Origin of the sequence: Actinomadura sp. CNU-125 (assembly GCF_001942465.1) — a bacterium.
Classification (GTDB): Bacteria; Actinomycetota; Actinomycetes; order Streptosporangiales; family Streptosporangiaceae; genus Spirillospora.
Genome location: NZ_MKJY01000012.1, coordinates 13,293 through 27,901, shown reverse-complemented (window position 1 = coordinate 27,901; position 14,609 = coordinate 13,293). Strand labels below are relative to the sequence as shown.

General features: G+C 72.9%; 17 protein-coding genes. 13 read left to right on the top strand and 4 right to left on the bottom strand.

Annotated features, from left to right (window positions below; genetic code table 11):
• The 3 genes from BJF79_RS02045 to BJF79_RS02035 form a co-directional block, all read left to right on the top strand.
• A partial coding sequence (locus BJF79_RS02045; RefSeq protein WP_262401406.1) for a hypothetical protein occupies positions 1-304 on the top strand: 304 nt, incomplete at its 5' end.
• 143 nt (positions 305-447) lie between these two features.
• A complete protein-coding gene (locus BJF79_RS02040; protein WP_075894735.1) occupies positions 448-1,353 on the top strand; it encodes an LLM class F420-dependent oxidoreductase in 906 nt (301 codons plus the stop codon).
• A 7-nt stretch (positions 1,354-1,360) separates the two neighbouring features.
• Positions 1,361-2,242: an SDR family NAD(P)-dependent oxidoreductase gene (locus BJF79_RS02035; protein ID WP_262401405.1), complete on the top strand. Its 882-nt coding sequence runs from the start codon at positions 1,361-1,363 to the stop codon at positions 2,240-2,242.
• Here the strand turns inward: BJF79_RS02035 and BJF79_RS58100 are convergent.
• The 4 genes from BJF79_RS58100 to BJF79_RS02020 are packed head-to-tail and all read right to left on the bottom strand — an operon-like array spanning position 2,160 to position 4,746.
• Complete coding sequence (locus BJF79_RS58100) at positions 2,160-2,576, bottom strand: alpha/beta hydrolase (RefSeq protein ID WP_262401404.1); 417 nt, start codon at positions 2,574-2,576, stop codon at positions 2,160-2,162. The two genes, BJF79_RS02035 and BJF79_RS58100, sit on opposite strands and share 83 nt — an antisense overlap.
• A complete protein-coding gene (locus tag BJF79_RS58095; RefSeq protein WP_262401403.1) occupies positions 2,522-2,935 on the bottom strand; it encodes an alpha/beta hydrolase in 414 nt (137 codons plus the stop codon). The genes BJF79_RS58100 and BJF79_RS58095 overlap by 55 nt, the downstream gene beginning before the upstream one ends.
• Positions 2,925-3,641 (bottom strand): enoyl-CoA hydratase/isomerase family protein, encoded by a 717-nt coding sequence (locus tag BJF79_RS02025; protein ID WP_075894733.1) that lies wholly within the window; start codon positions 3,639-3,641, stop codon positions 2,925-2,927. Before BJF79_RS02025 ends, BJF79_RS58095 begins: the two co-directional genes overlap by 11 nt.
• 28 nt (positions 3,642-3,669) lie before the next feature.
• On the bottom strand, positions 3,670-4,746 hold the full coding sequence (locus tag BJF79_RS02020; protein ID WP_075894732.1) for a ferredoxin--NADP reductase: 1,077 nt from the start codon (positions 4,744-4,746) through the stop codon (positions 3,670-3,672).
• 64 nt (positions 4,747-4,810) lie between these two features.
• Here BJF79_RS02020 and BJF79_RS02015 point away from each other — a divergent pair, with 64 nt between their 5' ends.
• The 10 genes from BJF79_RS02015 to BJF79_RS01980 are packed head-to-tail and all read left to right on the top strand — an operon-like array spanning position 4,811 to position 14,598.
• On the top strand, positions 4,811-6,400 hold the full coding sequence (locus BJF79_RS02015) for an AMP-binding protein (RefSeq protein ID WP_075894731.1): 1,590 nt from the start codon (positions 4,811-4,813) through the stop codon (positions 6,398-6,400).
• 37 nt (positions 6,401-6,437) lie between these two features.
• Positions 6,438-6,716 carry a hypothetical protein gene (locus tag BJF79_RS58090; RefSeq protein ID WP_262401402.1) on the top strand — a complete coding sequence of 93 codons (279 nt, stop codon included), beginning with the start codon at positions 6,438-6,440 and terminating at the stop codon, positions 6,714-6,716.
• The gene (locus BJF79_RS02010; protein ID WP_262401401.1) at positions 6,713-7,621 is read left to right on the top strand and encodes an amidohydrolase family protein; all 909 of its coding nucleotides are present in this window, start codon (positions 6,713-6,715) and stop codon (positions 7,619-7,621) included. Before BJF79_RS58090 ends, BJF79_RS02010 begins: the two co-directional genes overlap by 4 nt.
• 2 nt (positions 7,622-7,623) lie before the next feature.
• On the top strand, positions 7,624-7,995 hold the full coding sequence (locus BJF79_RS58085; protein ID WP_262401400.1) for an AMP-binding protein: 372 nt from the start codon (positions 7,624-7,626) through the stop codon (positions 7,993-7,995).
• Entirely contained in the window at positions 7,992-9,050 is a 1,059-nt protein-coding gene (locus tag BJF79_RS02005; RefSeq protein ID WP_262401399.1) for an AMP-binding protein, read from the top strand. The genes BJF79_RS58085 and BJF79_RS02005 overlap by 4 nt, the downstream gene beginning before the upstream one ends.
• Positions 9,047-11,500: a nitrate- and nitrite sensing domain-containing protein gene (locus BJF79_RS02000; RefSeq protein ID WP_075894730.1), complete on the top strand. Its 2,454-nt coding sequence runs from the start codon at positions 9,047-9,049 to the stop codon at positions 11,498-11,500. Before BJF79_RS02005 ends, BJF79_RS02000 begins: the two co-directional genes overlap by 4 nt.
• A complete protein-coding gene (locus tag BJF79_RS01995; protein ID WP_075894738.1) occupies positions 11,497-11,955 on the top strand; it encodes a roadblock/LC7 domain-containing protein in 459 nt (152 codons plus the stop codon). The genes BJF79_RS02000 and BJF79_RS01995 overlap by 4 nt, the downstream gene beginning before the upstream one ends.
• 10 nt (positions 11,956-11,965) lie before the next feature.
• A complete protein-coding gene (locus tag BJF79_RS01990; protein WP_083733097.1) occupies positions 11,966-12,583 on the top strand; it encodes a GTP-binding protein in 618 nt (205 codons plus the stop codon).
• Between the two features lie 42 nt (positions 12,584-12,625).
• Complete coding sequence (locus BJF79_RS01985) at positions 12,626-14,203, top strand: methylmalonyl-CoA mutase family protein (protein ID WP_075894729.1); 1,578 nt, start codon at positions 12,626-12,628, stop codon at positions 14,201-14,203.
• On the top strand, positions 14,203-14,598 hold the full coding sequence (locus BJF79_RS01980) for a cobalamin-dependent protein (RefSeq protein ID WP_075894728.1): 396 nt from the start codon (positions 14,203-14,205) through the stop codon (positions 14,596-14,598). Before BJF79_RS01985 ends, BJF79_RS01980 begins: the two co-directional genes overlap by 1 nt.
• The last annotated feature ends 11 nt before the right edge of the window (positions 14,599-14,609 follow it).

Sequence of the window (14,609 nt, the reverse complement as noted above, 5' to 3'; positions counted from 1 at the left end):
CTATCCGCACAGCGACTCGATGTGGCCCGGTGCGCCCGAGCAGCTTCACGAGGTGCTGGAGGCCAACGCCGTCCCGGACGACGAGATCGACAAGATGACGCACGAGAACGCCATGCGCTGGTACGACTTCGACCCGTTCGCGCACGTCCCGAAGGCGGAGGCGACGGTCGGGGCGCTGCGCGCCGCGTCCGCCGACCACGACGTGTCGATCCGGTCGCGCAGCCACCGCGTCATCGACCCGTCCGAGAAGCTGGAGGGCTACCGCAGCCGGGCGCGCGCCGCCGTGGCCGCCGCCAAGTCCTGAGCACGGGCACCGGCTCGTACCGCCCGCCCGAACGACACCGCCCGCCCGAACGACACCGTCCGCCGGCCGGTCGCACGCCCCCGCCCGCCCCTCGGCGCGGCGGGGCGCGGGACCGCGCCGGCGGCCGCGCGAGGAGGCAGATCATGCGCTTTGTCTTTCACTACCCGGAGGCGAGCGGCCCCGACGGCGACGTCCTCGACGCCGGACCGCTCCACAAGGTGGCGGCCGCGGCCGAGAAGGCCGGGTTCGACGGGTTCTCGCTGAGCGAGCATCCGGTGCCGGGCGCCCGCTGGATGCACTCGGGCGGGCACCAGACGCTCGACCCGTTCGTCGCGCTCGGCCACGTCGCCGCGGCGACCGTCCGGCTCCGGCTGCTCACCCACCTGGCCGTCGCCCCCTACCGCAACCCGTTCCTGCTGGCCAAGGCCGCGGCGACGCTCGACAAGCTGTCGGACGGGCGGCTGATCCTCGGGCTCGGCACCGGCTACCAGAAGAGCGAGTTCTACGCGCTCGGCGTCGACATGGACGAGCGCAACGCCCTCTTCGACGAGGCCCTCGACGTGCTGCCGCGGCACTGGAGCGGGGAGCCGTTCTCCTACGAGGGCCGGCACTTCAGCGCGCGCGACGTGATCGCGCGGCCGCGTCCCGTCCAGAACCCGATCCCGATCTGGATCGGGGGCAACTCGAAACTGAGCCGCCGCCGCGTCGCGGGGCGGGCCCAGGGCTGGATGCCGATGTCGGGCGGCGCGCAGCTCAGCTCCACCGCCCGCACCCCCGCGCTCGGCACGCTCCCCGAGCTGGCCGAGGCGATCACCGAGCTGCGCGCGGCGGCGGCCGAGGCCGGACGGGACGAGCCCATCGACGTCCTGCACTCCTACCAGGGCGCGGGCATCGGCACGCCGGACGCCGACGCCGACCGGCACCGCGAGGCGTTCGCCGAGATCGAGAAGGCGGGCGTCACGTGGCTGCTGGTGTCGAGCGGGACGAGCACGCCGCGGGCCACGCTCGACTTCCTGGAAGCGTTCGGCGCGACCTACCTGTCGCGATGAAGGGGCGGTGACCGCAGTGGGATGGTTCGAGGAACGCGCCGGGCTGGACGGCACGGTCGCGGTGGTCACCGGCGGCGCGGGCGGGCTCGGGGAGGCGATCGTCGCCGACCTCGCCGCCAACGGCGTCCGGACCGCCGTGCTCGACAGCGACGGGGAGGCGGCGGAGCGGCTGCGCGGGACGCTCGCCGCGCGGGGGCACGACGCGATCGTGCGCCACGGCGACGCCCGCGAGCACGACGCGCTGGAGGCCCTGTTCGCCGCCGCCGACGAACGCTGGGGACGGCTCGACACCCTCGTCAACGTCGCCGGGGGCACCTTCCGGGCGCCGTTCACCGACACCAACGCCAAGGGGTGGAACGCGCTGCTGCGCGCCAACCTGCTGCACGTGCTGGACGCCTGCTCGCTCGCGATCCCGCGGATGCGGGCGGGCGGCCGCGGCGGCAGCATCGTCAACATGACGACGATCGAGGCGCACCGGGCGGCGCCCGGCTTCGCCGTCTACGCGGCGGCCAAGGCGGCCGTGGAGCAGTTCGCGCGGACGCTCGCCGTCGAGCTGGCGCCCGACGGCATCCGCGTCAACAACATCGCCCCCGACTACACGCCGACGCCGAACATGTCCCGGTTCGTCCATGGGGACGGCGCCCTGTCGACCGAGGCGGGCCTGCGCGTCGCCATCCCGATGGGACGGGCGGGCGACGTCACGGACGTGTCGGGGTGCGCGGTCTTCCTGGCGTCGGACCTGTCGTCCTACATGACGGGGGCGACGCTGCACCCCGACGGCGGCACGTCCGCGTCGTCGGGCTGGTTCAACTGGCCGGACTCCGGGTGGGCCAACCACGCTCCCGCGCGTCTGCTGACGGAGCGGCCGACGGGCCCCACACGTCCATGAACTCGGCCATGGCCGGGACGAACGCCGTCCGCAGGTCCGCGGCGTCCTGCAGCACCCGCAGGTCCACGGTGACGCCGGACCGGGCCGCGCGGGCGGCGAACGACAGCGAGTCGTCCAGCAGCGGGTCGGTCCCGGCCGTGAGCAGCCGCAGCGGCGGGAAGCCGTGCAGGTTGGCGTGCAGCGGACTCAGCAGCGGGTCGGTGCGGGGCGTGCTCCCGGCGTGCCGCGCCACCCGCCGCCGCAGGACGCCGAGGTCGAACGTCGGGTCGGCGGCGGCGTTCAGCAGCAGGCTCGGCGCGTCCAGCGTGAGGTCGAGCAGCGCCGAGACCAGCACCGCGCAGGCGGGCTGCGCGCGCCGGTGTCGCGCAGCCGGACCAGCAGCGCCGCGGCGAGCCCGCCGCCGAGCCGGTCCCCGGCCAGCATCACCGGCCCCGACTCGCGCGCCTCCTCGTAGGCGGCGTGGACGTCGTCGAGCGCGGCGGGGAACTCGGCGCGGTAGCGGGGGAACACCACCATGGCGTTCGCCTGCCGCGCGAGGCGCCCGTACGGCTCCAGCACGGTGGCCGCCGACGGCTGCGGCCGGTCCCCGCGCAGGTAGAGGACGACCTTGTCGGCCCGGCCCGCGGGACGTACGACGGGACCGATCGAACTCGCCTGGATCTGCACGTCGCCTCCCGTTGTGTCACTTGCCACGGCGCTTCATCCTTTCCACCGCCTGCCAGTGCTCGTCGGCCACCCACAGCCGCGCGAACGCGCGCGCGGCCTCGTCCTCGCCCACGCCCGCGGCGACCCGCTTGATCTCCCGGGCGGGGGCGTGCGCGAGCGAGCGGGCCAGCGCGCGCCAGTCCGCCTCGAAGGTCGCCCGCGGGACGACCCGGTCCACGAGCCCGACGCGCAGCGCCTCGGCCGCGTCGAGCACCTCCCCGGTCCCGGCGAGCAGCAGCGCCCGGCCCCGGCCGACCAGTTCGGCGAGGCGTTCCGCGCCGCCCCAGGCCGGCATGATCGCCAGCGTCGACTGGTTGAAACCGATCCGGATGTCGTCGGCCGCGATCCGGATGTCGGCGGCCACCGCGAACTCGGCGCCGCCGCCCAGGGCGTGGCCGTTCAGCGCGGCGATCACCGGGGCGGGGAACGCGGCGAGCCGGTCGCAGACGCCGCGCATCCGCAGCGCCATCGCCATCGCGTCCTCTTCGGTGCGGATCGCGGCGAGCTGCTTCAGGTCGCCGCCCGAGACGAACACGCGGTCGCCCGCCCCGCGCACGACCAGGGCGTCGGCGCCCGCCGCCGCGTCGACGGCCTTGTCCAGTTCGTCCATCGTGGCCGGGCCGATGGCGTTGCGGGCCTCCGGGCGGTCGATGGTGATGACCGCCAGGCCCTCGTCCAGCTCGAGTTCTACCATGCACGTGCTCCAACCGCCCGAGACGGGCTCAGTCCTCGTAGACGACGGTGATGTCGGCGGACACGGGCTCGCCCTGGCAGGTGAGGATAAGCCCCTCGGCCACCTCGTCGTCGTCCAGGGCGTTGTTGACCCGCATCTTCGCCTCGCCCGCGGTGATCTGGGCGATGCAGGTGGCGCAGTTGCCCGCCTCGCAGGAGAACGGCGGGGCGAGGCCCGCCCGGCGCGCGCTCTGCAGGAGCGTCTCGCCGGGATGCTGCGGGACCGTGTGCTTCTTGCCGCCGAGGACGATCGTGACCGTCCCGTCCTCGCGCGGCTCCTCCGCCGCCGCCTTCGGCTCCTCCGGCGCCGCCTCCGCCGCATCCGCGGCCTGCGCCTCCGGCCGTTCGGCCTGCTCCGCCTGCTCGGCCTGCTCGGCGGGGGAGGCGTCGGCCGAGCCGAAGCGCTCGACGAAGATCTGGTCGGCGCCCGCGCCGTGGTCGCGGAGGGCGCGCTCGGTCAGGTCCATGAACGGCGCGGGGCCGCAGATGTAGAAGTCGGCGTGGGAGTCGACGTTCACGAAGTTGCGGATCTGGGTCTCGGTGACGAAGCCGTTCAGGACGTCCAGGTGGTGGTGGACCTCAAGGCGGTCCGGATGCAGCTCGGACAGCTCGGCCAGCACGGACCGGAAGATGACCGCGTCGGCGTCGCGGTTGGCGAGCAGCACGCGGACGTTCCGCCGCGTCGTCGCGAGCGCGCTCTTGACCAGGGAAAGGATCGGCGTGACGCCGCTTCCCCCGCAGAACGCCACGAGCGGGGCGGACGTCTCGCGCAGGCAGAAGATCCCCGCCGGGCGCGTCACCTCGACGACGTCGCCCGACTCCAGGTTGTCGAGCATCCAGTTGGACACCAGCCCGCCCGGGACGCGCTTAACCGTCGTCATCAGCTCGCCGTCGGTGTCGGGGGAGCTCGACATCGAGTAACTGCGCAGCGCGCCGCACGCCCGGAACGTCACGAACTGCCCGGCCCGGTACGGCCACGGCGCGTCGAGCACGAAGGTGCGGGCGTCGTCGGTCTCCCGGACGACCCGCGTGATCCGGACCGGATGGAAGCCATGGTCTCGTGCCATGTATGGAATCTAGCTTCTCAATCTGCGAGAGTGCAATTCTCCCAGCAAGATCGGAGCTGATCACATGCCTGAGAACCGGCCGCCCGCGCGCCCGATCTCCACCCGGACGATCCCCAAGGAGCTGGCCGAGCGCTACGAGGCCGAGGGCTGGTGGACCCGCGAGACGCTCGGCGCCCTGCTGGCGCGCGGCCTGCGCGCCGCACCGGACGCGGAGTTCCGCATCCACTCGGCCGTCCGGCCCTGGTCGGGGACCTTCCGCGACGTCGAGCTGGTCGCCCGCAGGCTGGCCGGCGGGCTGCGCGCGCGGGGCGTCGGCCCGGGCGACGTGATCGCGTTCCAGCTGCCCAACTGGATGGAGGCCGCCGCGGTCTTCTGGGCGTCGGCGTTCCTCGGCGCGGCGGTGGTCCCGATCGTGCACTTCTACGGCCGCAAGGAGGTCGGCTACATCCTCGACTCCGTCGAGCCGCGCGTGTTCGTGGGGGCGGAGCGGTTCGGGCGCCTGGAGTTCCAGGACGACCTGTGCGCGAACGTCCCGATCGTCGGGGTGGTGGGCCGCGACTTCGACGACCTGCTCGCCGCCGAACCGCTCGCGGACCCGCTGCCCGGGGTGACCGGCACCGACCCGGACGGGCCCGCACTGATCGCCTTCACGTCCGGCACCACCCGCGACCCGAAGGGCGTCGTGCACAGCCACCGGACGCTCGGCTTCGAGGCGCGCCAGCTCGGCGGGGACCTCTACCCGCCGGACCGGGGGCGGCAGCTCACCGCGGCGCCGGTCGGCCACTTCATCGGCATGGTGAACGCCGTGCTGATCCCGGTGCTGGACGGCACGCCCGTGAACCTCGCCGACGTGTGGGACCCCGGCGAGGCGCTGCGGCTGATGAAGGACGAGGGGCTGACCGTCGGGGGCGGCGCGACGTACTTCGTCACGAGCCTCCTCGAACACCCGGACTTCACGCCCGGTCACCTGGCGAACATGAAGTACGCGGGGCTCGGCGGGTCGTCGGTCCCGGCGGCGGTCACCACCCGGCTCGCCGACCTCGGCATCACGGTGTTCCGCTCCTACGGCAGCACCGAGCACCCGTCGATCACCGGGTCGCGGCACACCGCGCCCGCGGCCAAGCGGCTGTTCACCGACGGCGACGTCCTGCCCGGCGTGGAGATCCGGCTGGACGACGACGGCGAGATCCTCAGCCGCGGACCGGACCTGTGCGTCGGCTACACCGACCCGGAGCTCACCGCGTCCGTCTTCGACGACGAGGGCTGGTACCGGACGGGCGACATCGGCGAGCTCGACGCCGACGGCTACCTCACGATCACCGACCGCAAGGCCGACGTCATCATCCGGGGCGGCGAGAACGTCAGCGCGCCCGAGATCGAGGACCTGCTGCTCGGCATGCCGGGCGTGGCGGAGGTCGCCGTGGTGTCGGCGCCCGACGCGCGGCTCGGCGAGCACGCGGCGGCGGTCGTCCGGGCGCTGCCGGGGGAGCGCGCGCCGACGCTCGACGAGATCCGGGCGCACCTGGAGAAGGCCGGCTTGGCGCGGCAGAAGTGGCCGGAGGAGGTCCGCGCGGTCGACGACTTCCCGCGGACCCCCAGCGGCAAGATCCAGAAGTTCGTTCTCCGCAGAAACATTGCGGGAGATGATAGGTGAGAATACTATTCTCAACAATCGCAAAGGAGGATCTCTGATGCCGTCTCGTGAGCTGCCCTATCCCCTCTTCGACGCGGACAACCACCTGTACGAGACCGAGGAGGCGCTGACCAAGTACCTCCCGAAGGAGTACGCGGGCGCCGTCCAGTACGTGAACATCAAGGGCCGCACCAAGATCGCCATCCGTGGTCAGATCAGCGAGTACATCCCCAACCCCACGTTCAGCGTGGTCGCCCGGCCGGGGCCCAGGAGGAGTACTTCCGGCACGGCAACCCCGAGGGCAAGAGCAAGCGCGAGATCTTCGGCGAGCCGATGAAGTCGATCCCCGCCTTCCGCGAGCCCGCCCCGCGCCTGGAGCTGATGGACGAGCTGGGCATCCAGCGCACGCTGATGTTCCCGACGCTCGCCAGCCTCATCGAGGAGCGCATGCGCGACGACCCGGAGCTCATCCACGTGGTCGTCCACTCGCTCAACCAGTGGCTGCACGAGACCTGGTCGTTCAACTACAAGGACCGCATCTTCACCACGCCGGTCATCAGCCTGCCGATCGTCGAGAAGGCCATCGAGGAGCTCGACTGGTGCCTGGAGCGCGGGGTGAAGTGCATCCTGCTGCGGCCCGCGCCGGTGCCCGGCTTCCGCGGGCCGCGCTCGTTCGCCCTCCCCGAGTTCGACCCGTTCTGGAAGCGCGTCCAGGAAGAGGGCGTCGTGGTCGGGATGCACTCGTCCGACAGCGGCTACAGCCGCTACGCCAACGACTGGGACGGCACCCACTCGGAGATGCTGCCGTTCAAGACGAACGCGTTCCGGATGCTCAACGAGTGGCGCCCGGTCACCGACGCCGTGGGGTCGATGGCCTGCCACGGCCTGCTGACCCGCTTCCCCGAGCTGAAGATCGCGGTCATCGAGAACGGGTCGTCCTGGGTGGAGCCGCTGCTGGAGAACCTCGCGGGCGTCTTCAAGAAGGCCCCTGAGGCGTTCGGCGAGCACCCCGTCGACGCGGTCAAGCGCAACGTGCACGTCAGCCCCTTCTGGGAGGAGAACATGGCCGACCTCGCCGAAATGATCGGCGTCGACAAGGTCCTGTTCGGCTCGGACTACCCCCACCCCGAGGGCCTGGCCGACCCGGTCACCTACGTGGACGCGCTGGACAAGAAGCGCCTCTCGGACAAGGACCAGGCCGACATCATGGGCGGCAACCTCGCACGGCTGATGTCGGTCTGACCATGGAGTGGGAGACCATCCCGCAGCTCGTGCAGAGCGCCGGCGACCGCTTCGGGGACGCCGAAGCGGTCGCCGACGGTCCGCTGCGCCTGACGTTCGCCGAGCTGGCCGAGCGCGTCCGGACCGCCGCGGGGGCGTTCCGGGCGCAGGGCGTCGGCAAGGGCGACCGGGCCGCGGTCTGGGCACCGAACTCCGCCGAGTGGATCATCGCGGCCTTCGGCCTGGTGACCGCCGGCGGAGTGCTGGTCCCGGTCAACACGCGCTTCAAGGCGGAGGAAGCCGCCGACATCGTCCGGCGCAGCGGCGCCAAGGCGTCCTCGTCCAGCAGGGTTCCTCGGGCAGGAGTACACCGGCCCGGACGGGCGTCCCGGTGATCGACCTGAAGTCGGACTTCCTGTCGAGCGGGTCGCCGTTCCAGGCGGACGTCCGCGGCGACGACATCGCCGACGTCATCTACACCTCGGGCACGACCGGCCGGCCCAAGGGCGTCATGATGGACCACGCCCAGACGCTCCGGCTGTACTCCGAATGGTGCGACCTCGCCGACCTGCGGGAAGGCGACCGCTACCTCATCGTCAACCCGTTCTTCCACACCTTCGGGTACAAGGCGGGCCTGATCACGTCGATGATCCGCGGCGCGACCGTCCTGCCCGTCCCCGTCTTCGACGTGGACAAGGTGCTCGAACTGGTCGAGCGGGAGCGGATCACGATGCTGCCCGGGCCGCCCACGCTCTACCACTCGCTGCTGGAGGCGAAGGGCGACCGGGACCTGTCGTCCCTGCGCGCCGCCGTGACCGGCGCCGCCGACATCCCGGTGGAGCTGATCCGCCGCGTCCGCGTCGAACTGCCCTTCCAGTCGATCATGACGGGATACGGGCTCACCGAGGCCGGGACGGCGACCGCGTCCAGGCCCGGCGACTCGTTCGAGGACATCGCGACGACCGTCGGCACGCCCTGCGACGGCGTCGAGGTGCGGATCGCCGACGACGGCGAGGTGCTCGTCCGGGGCTACAGCGTCATGCGCGGCTACCTCGACGACCCGGAGGCGACCGCCGCGGCGATCGACGCCGACGGCTGGCTGCACACCGGCGACCTCGGCACGATCGGCGACCGCGGCCACGTGCGGATCGTCGGCCGCAAGAAGGACATGTTCATCGTCGGCGGCTTCAACGCCTACCCGGCGGAGATCGAGGACTTCCTGCTGGAGCACCCGGCGGTCGCGCAGGCCGCCGTGGTCGGCGTGCCGGACGAGCGGATGGGCCAGGTCGGCAAGGCGTTCGTCGTCCGGCGCGGCGAGCTCACCGCCGACGCGCTGATCGCGTGGAGCCGCGAGCGGATGGCCGGCTACAAGGTGCCGAGACACGTGGTGTTCCGCGACGGGCTTCCGCTCAACGCCACCGGAAAGGTCATGAAGGACCAGCTGGAATGACACAATCCCACGGTTCCCGCGGGCGGCCCCGCGCGCGCCCGATCAGGCGGCGCATCGCGTTACTGCTGGCGATCCCCCTGGCGTCGCTCCTGGCGCTGTGGGCGTTCGCCGGGGCGTCGACCCTGTCGGACGCCCGGCAGCGGCTCGCCTTCTCCACGGTCCTCGACGAGGTGGGCGAGCCCGCCGGGTTCCTGACCCAGGCGCTGCAGCGCGAACGTTCCGCCGCGGTCGCCTTCCTCACGAGCGGCGACCAGGCCGCGGGCGCGTACCGCGAGCAGGTGGCGGCGACCGACGAGACGGTGGCCGGCTTCCAGGAGATGGCGCGCTCGCCGGAGCTGCGCGAGTCCGAGGGGATGCTGCCCCGGCGGCTGCGGACCATCAGCGACTCGTTCGCCGGCCTGAGCGAGCTGCGGTCGCGGATCGAGGCGCGCTCGGTCGCCCCGCTGCAGGTGATCGAGGAGTACAGCGCGGTCGTCGACGACACCATGCGGCTCGTGGCGGCGCTCGCCAGCATCGGCGAGGTCTCGATCTACCAGCACAGCCACGCGCTGCTGCAGTCCTACTGGGCTCTCGACTTCATGCTGCGCGAGGACGCGCTGCTGCGGTCGGTCCGGCCCGGCGGGCGGCTCGGGACGGGTGAGCGCGCCGCGTTCGCGGGGTGGGCGGCCGAGGGCCGGATGCTCTTCGAGAACGCCCGCACCGGCGTCGACGGCGAGGCGGCACGGCTCGTCCAGGAGTTCGCCGACTCCGGGCCCTACACGCGTTATCGGGCGATGGAGAACGGCGTGCTGCGCAACGGCGGGGCACCTTCGGGCTCGGAGTGGCGGTCCACGGTGGACGCGGCGCTTCCGCCCTGGCAGGTGATGGCCGAGGAAGCGGGCATCGCGCTGCAGACCGAGGAGGTCGACCCGGCGGGCCGGCGGATCATGCTGCGCTTCTACCTCGCGGGCGGGCTCGGCCTGCTGGCCGTGGCGGCGTCGGTCGCGCTGTCCCTGCTGTTCGCCCGCCGGATCGCCGACGAACTGCGCAACCTGCAGCGGACGGCCCAGCAGCTCGCGCACGAGCGCCTGCCGGGCGTCGTCGCGCGGCTGCGCCGGGGCGAGCGGGTCGACGTCGACGCCGAGACGCCCCGCCCGGCGGTCGGGCGGACCACCGAGATCGTCCTGGTCGGCGAGGCGTTCGACGCCGTGCAGCGGACCGCGATCGGCACGGCGGTCGGGGAGGCGGAGCTGCGCGAGAACATCAACCGCGTCTTCGTCAGCCTGTCGTGGCGCAGCCAGTCGCTGCTGCAGCGCCAGCTTCGGCTGCTCGACGAGATGGAGCGCGGCGCGTCCAGCCCCGAGGAGCTGGAGAACCTGTTCCGGCTCGACCACCTCACCACCCGGATGCGGCGGCACGCCGAGGGCCTGGTCATCCTGTCGGGCTCGCCGACCGTCCGGGCGTGGGACCAGCCGGTCGACGCCGAGGACGTGGCCCGCGCCGCCATCGCCGAGGTGGAGGACTACACGCGGGTCGAGGTGGCGGCCGTGTCGTCGGGCTCGATCCACGGTTCCGTCGTCGCCGACGTCATCCACCTGCTGGCGGAGCTGATCGAGAACGCCACCGCCTACTCGCCGCCGACCACCGAGGTGACCGTGAAGGTCGAGCGGGTCGCGAACGGGCTGGCGGTCGAGGTGATCGACCGCGGCGTCGGCCTGCACACCGACGAGATGGCCGAGCTGAACCGGCGGCTGGCCGCCGCGGTCGAGTTCGACCTCGCCGACGACACCGACCGGCTCGGCCTGTTCGTGGTGTCCCGGCTGGCCTCGCGGCACGGGATCAGGGTGGTGCTGCAGCCGTCCCCGTACGGGGGCACGACGGCGGTCGTGCTGCTGCCGAACGGGCTGATCGCGTCCGGCGAGGCGGCGGAGCTTCCCCCGGCGGCCGCGGGACCGCCCCCGGTCGAGGCCCCGCACCGCTTCGGGCGGCGGCTGGACCGCCCGCACCGTCCCGCGGTGCCGGCCCGGCCGGACCCGGCCCCGCTGGACCCGGCCCCGCTGGACCCGGCCCCGCCGGATCCGGCCCCCGCGCCGTCGGTGTTCGAGCCGCCGCACCGGCCCGAGCCGACCCCCATGCCCGAGCCGGTGCCCGAGCCGATGGGAGCGCCCGTGCACGAACCGTCCGCCGAGCCGAGCGAGACGACCGGGCGGCTGCCCAAGCGGGTCCGGCAGCGCAACCTGGCCCCGCAGCTGCGCGGACGCCCGCAGGGGCGGCACGCGGTCGCGCCCGGAGCGGGACGCCCGGGGCACCGGGGGGAGCCCGCGGACGACGACGAGCCGGACCCCGAGTCGAGCCGCGCGCTGATGGCCTCGCTGCAGTCCGGCTGGATGCGCGGCCGCGAGGAGGACGAACCGGGCGTCCCCGGCGACGAGGCCGAGGACGATCCGCGGAACGGATGGAGACGATCATGAATGCAGGGACCCGGGCGTCCGGCGAGCTGGACTGGCTGCTGGACGACCTGGTGAACCGCGTCGGGGAGGTCCGCCAGGCCGTGCTGCTGTCCCGCGACGGCCTGGTCATGGGCGCGTCCGGCGGCCTCACCCGCACCGACGCCGAGTTCCTGGCCGCGCTGTCGTCGGGCTTCAACAGCCTGGCCCTCGGGGCGCGCGACCACTTCGGGGCCGCACAGGTGCGGCAGACGCTCGTCGAGCTGGACGGGCGGCTGTTCTTCGTCATCCCGGCGGCGGAGGGCAGCTGCCTGGCGGTGCTGAGCGACGCGGGCGGCAACGCGGGACTGGTCGCCTACGAGACCGCCATGCTGATCAAACGGTTGCGGCGGCAGCTCGCGGCGGCCCCGCGCGGCGCCGGCGTCCCCGGCGGTCCGGGCGTCCCCGGTGTTCCGGGCGTGCCCGGCGGGCGGGTGTGAGCCCGGCGCGATGACCTCCCCCACCTTCGAGTTCTCGGCGGCCCCCGCGTCCGGGGCGCCGGACGACGACGTCCCCCTGCACACGCTGAAGATCCTGATCGCGGGCGGGTTCGGGGTCGGCAAGACCACGCTCGTCGGCGCGGTCAGCGAGGTGCGCCCGCTGCGCACGGAAGAGACGCTGACCGACATGTCGGCCGGTGTGGACGACCTGCGCGGCGTGGAGTCGAAGACCACCACCACCGTCGCGATGGACTTCGGCCGCATCACCTTCTCCGGCGGCGTGCGGCTCTACCTGTTCGGGACGCCCGGCCAGGAGCGGTTCTGGTTCATGTGGGACCAGATCTCCAGCGGGGCCGTCGGCGCCGTCGTCCTGGTCGACACCCGGCGGCTGGAGAGCAGCTTCTCCTCGATCGACTTCTTCGAGCGGCGCGAGATCCCGTTCGTGGTCGTCGCGAACCGGTTCGACGGCGCCCCCCGCCATCCCGTCGAGGAGCTGCGGGACGCGCTGGACGTCGATCCGGACGTGCCGATCGTCGAGTGCGACGTGCGCGGACGGGCGGCCGCGCGGGACGTCCTCGTCACGCTCATCGAGCACGCGATCACCGGGCGATCATCGGATTCTCGCTAGCGGTATTGGCATTCTCTTTTTCTGGAAGTAACGTATTCACCGATGAACGACATCGTGCAGACCTCGTCCGGCATCCCGCTCCGCCCGGTCTACGGACCGGCGGACCGGGCCGCCGATCCGCCCGGACCGGGGGAGTTCCCCTTCACGCGCGGCAACTACCCGTCCGGGTACCGCGGGCGGCTGTGGACGTTCCGGCAGTACTCGGGCTTCGGCACCGCGGAGGAGTCCAACCGCCGCTACCGGTACCTGCTGGACCAGGGCGGCACCGGCCTGTCGGTGGCGCTCGACCTGCCGACGCAGTGCGGCCACGACTCCGACGACCCCGAGGTGAGCGAGGAGGTCGGCCGGGTCGGCGTCGCCGTCGACACGCTGGCCGACGCCGAGATCCTGTTCGACGGCATCCCGCTCGACAAGATCAGCACCAGCTTCACCATCAACGGGACCGCCGCGATCCTGCTGGCGTTCTACGTGGCCGCCGCCGAGCGCAAGGGCGTGCCCCGGGAGAAGCTCACCGGGACGATCCAGAACGACATCCTCAAGGAGTACGCCTCGCGCGGCACCTGGATCTGGCCGCCCGGGCCGTCGCTGCGGCTGATCGCCGACACCATCGAGTTCTGCGCGGCCGAGGTGCCGAAGTTCAACGCGATCTCGGTGGCGGGCGCGCACTTCCGCGACGCCGGCGCGAACGCCGTCCAGGAGATGGCGTTCACGCTCGCCGACGGGGTCACCTACTGCGACACCGTCCTCGAACGCGGCCGCATGTCGATCGAGAAGTTCGCCCCGCAGATCTCGTTCTTCTTCTACACGCACGGCGACTTCTTCGAGGAGGTCGCGAAGTACCGGGCGGGACGGCGGCGCTGGGCGACGATCGTCCGGGAGCGGTACGGCGCGACCACCGACAAGGCGTCGATGTTCCGCTTCGGCTGCGTCGCGGGCGGCGCCTCGCTGTACGCGCCGCAGGCCCGCAACAACGTCGTCCGGGTGGCCTACGAGGCGATGGCGTCGGTGCTGGGCGGCGTCCAGTCGATGTTCACCGCCGCCTGGGACGAGCCGTTCGCGCTGCCCAGCGAGGAGTCGGCGACGCTCGCGCTGCGCACCCAGCAGATCCTCGCGCACGAGACCGGCGTCACCCGGGTCGCCGACCCGCTCGGCGGCTCCTACTTCGTCGAGGCGCTCACCGACGAGACCGAGGCCCGGATCGTCGAGATCATGGACGACCTGGAGCGGCACGGCGGGATGGTGCGGGCCATCGAGGACGGCTACCTGCAGGGCCTCATCGCCGACGAGGCGTACACCCTCCACCAGGAGATGGAGGCGGGCACGAAGCCGATCGTCGGCGTCAACCGGTTCGTCTCCGACGAGCCGCCGCCCGAGCTGGCGACCTACGAGCTGGACCGGGAGGGCCGCGAGCGGCAGCTCGAACGGCTCGCGAAGGTCAAGGCCGACCGCGACGACGCGGCCGTCCGCGCCCGGCTCGCCGACCTGTCCCGCGCGGCGGAGGGCGACGCCAACCTCATGCATCCCCTGATCGACTGCGCCGCCGCGTACTGCACGGTCGGCGAGATGGTCGCCGCGCTCAAGGCCGTGTGGGGCGAGTTCCAGCAACCGGTGGTGTTCTGATGCCCGCGAGAGTACTGGTGGCCAAGCCCGGCCTGGACGGTCACGACCGGGGCGCCAAGATCGTCGCGCGCGCGCTGCGCGACGCCGGCTTCGAGGTGGTGTTCACCGGCATCCGGCAGCGCGTCGAGGACATCGTGGCGATCGCCGTGCAGGAGGACGTCGCCGTCGTCGGGCTGAGCATCCTGTCGGGCGCGCACGTCGCGCTGACCGGCCGGACCGTCGAGGCGCTGCGCGCCGCCGACGCGGCCGACATCGCCGTCATCGTCGGCGGGACGATCCCGGCCGCCGACGTCCCGAAGCTCACCGAGGCGGGCGCGGCGGCCGTCTTCCCGACCGGCACCGCCCTCGACGCCATCGTGGCGGAGGTCCGCGCGCTCACCGCGGCGCCCGCCTGACCGGAGGCCGG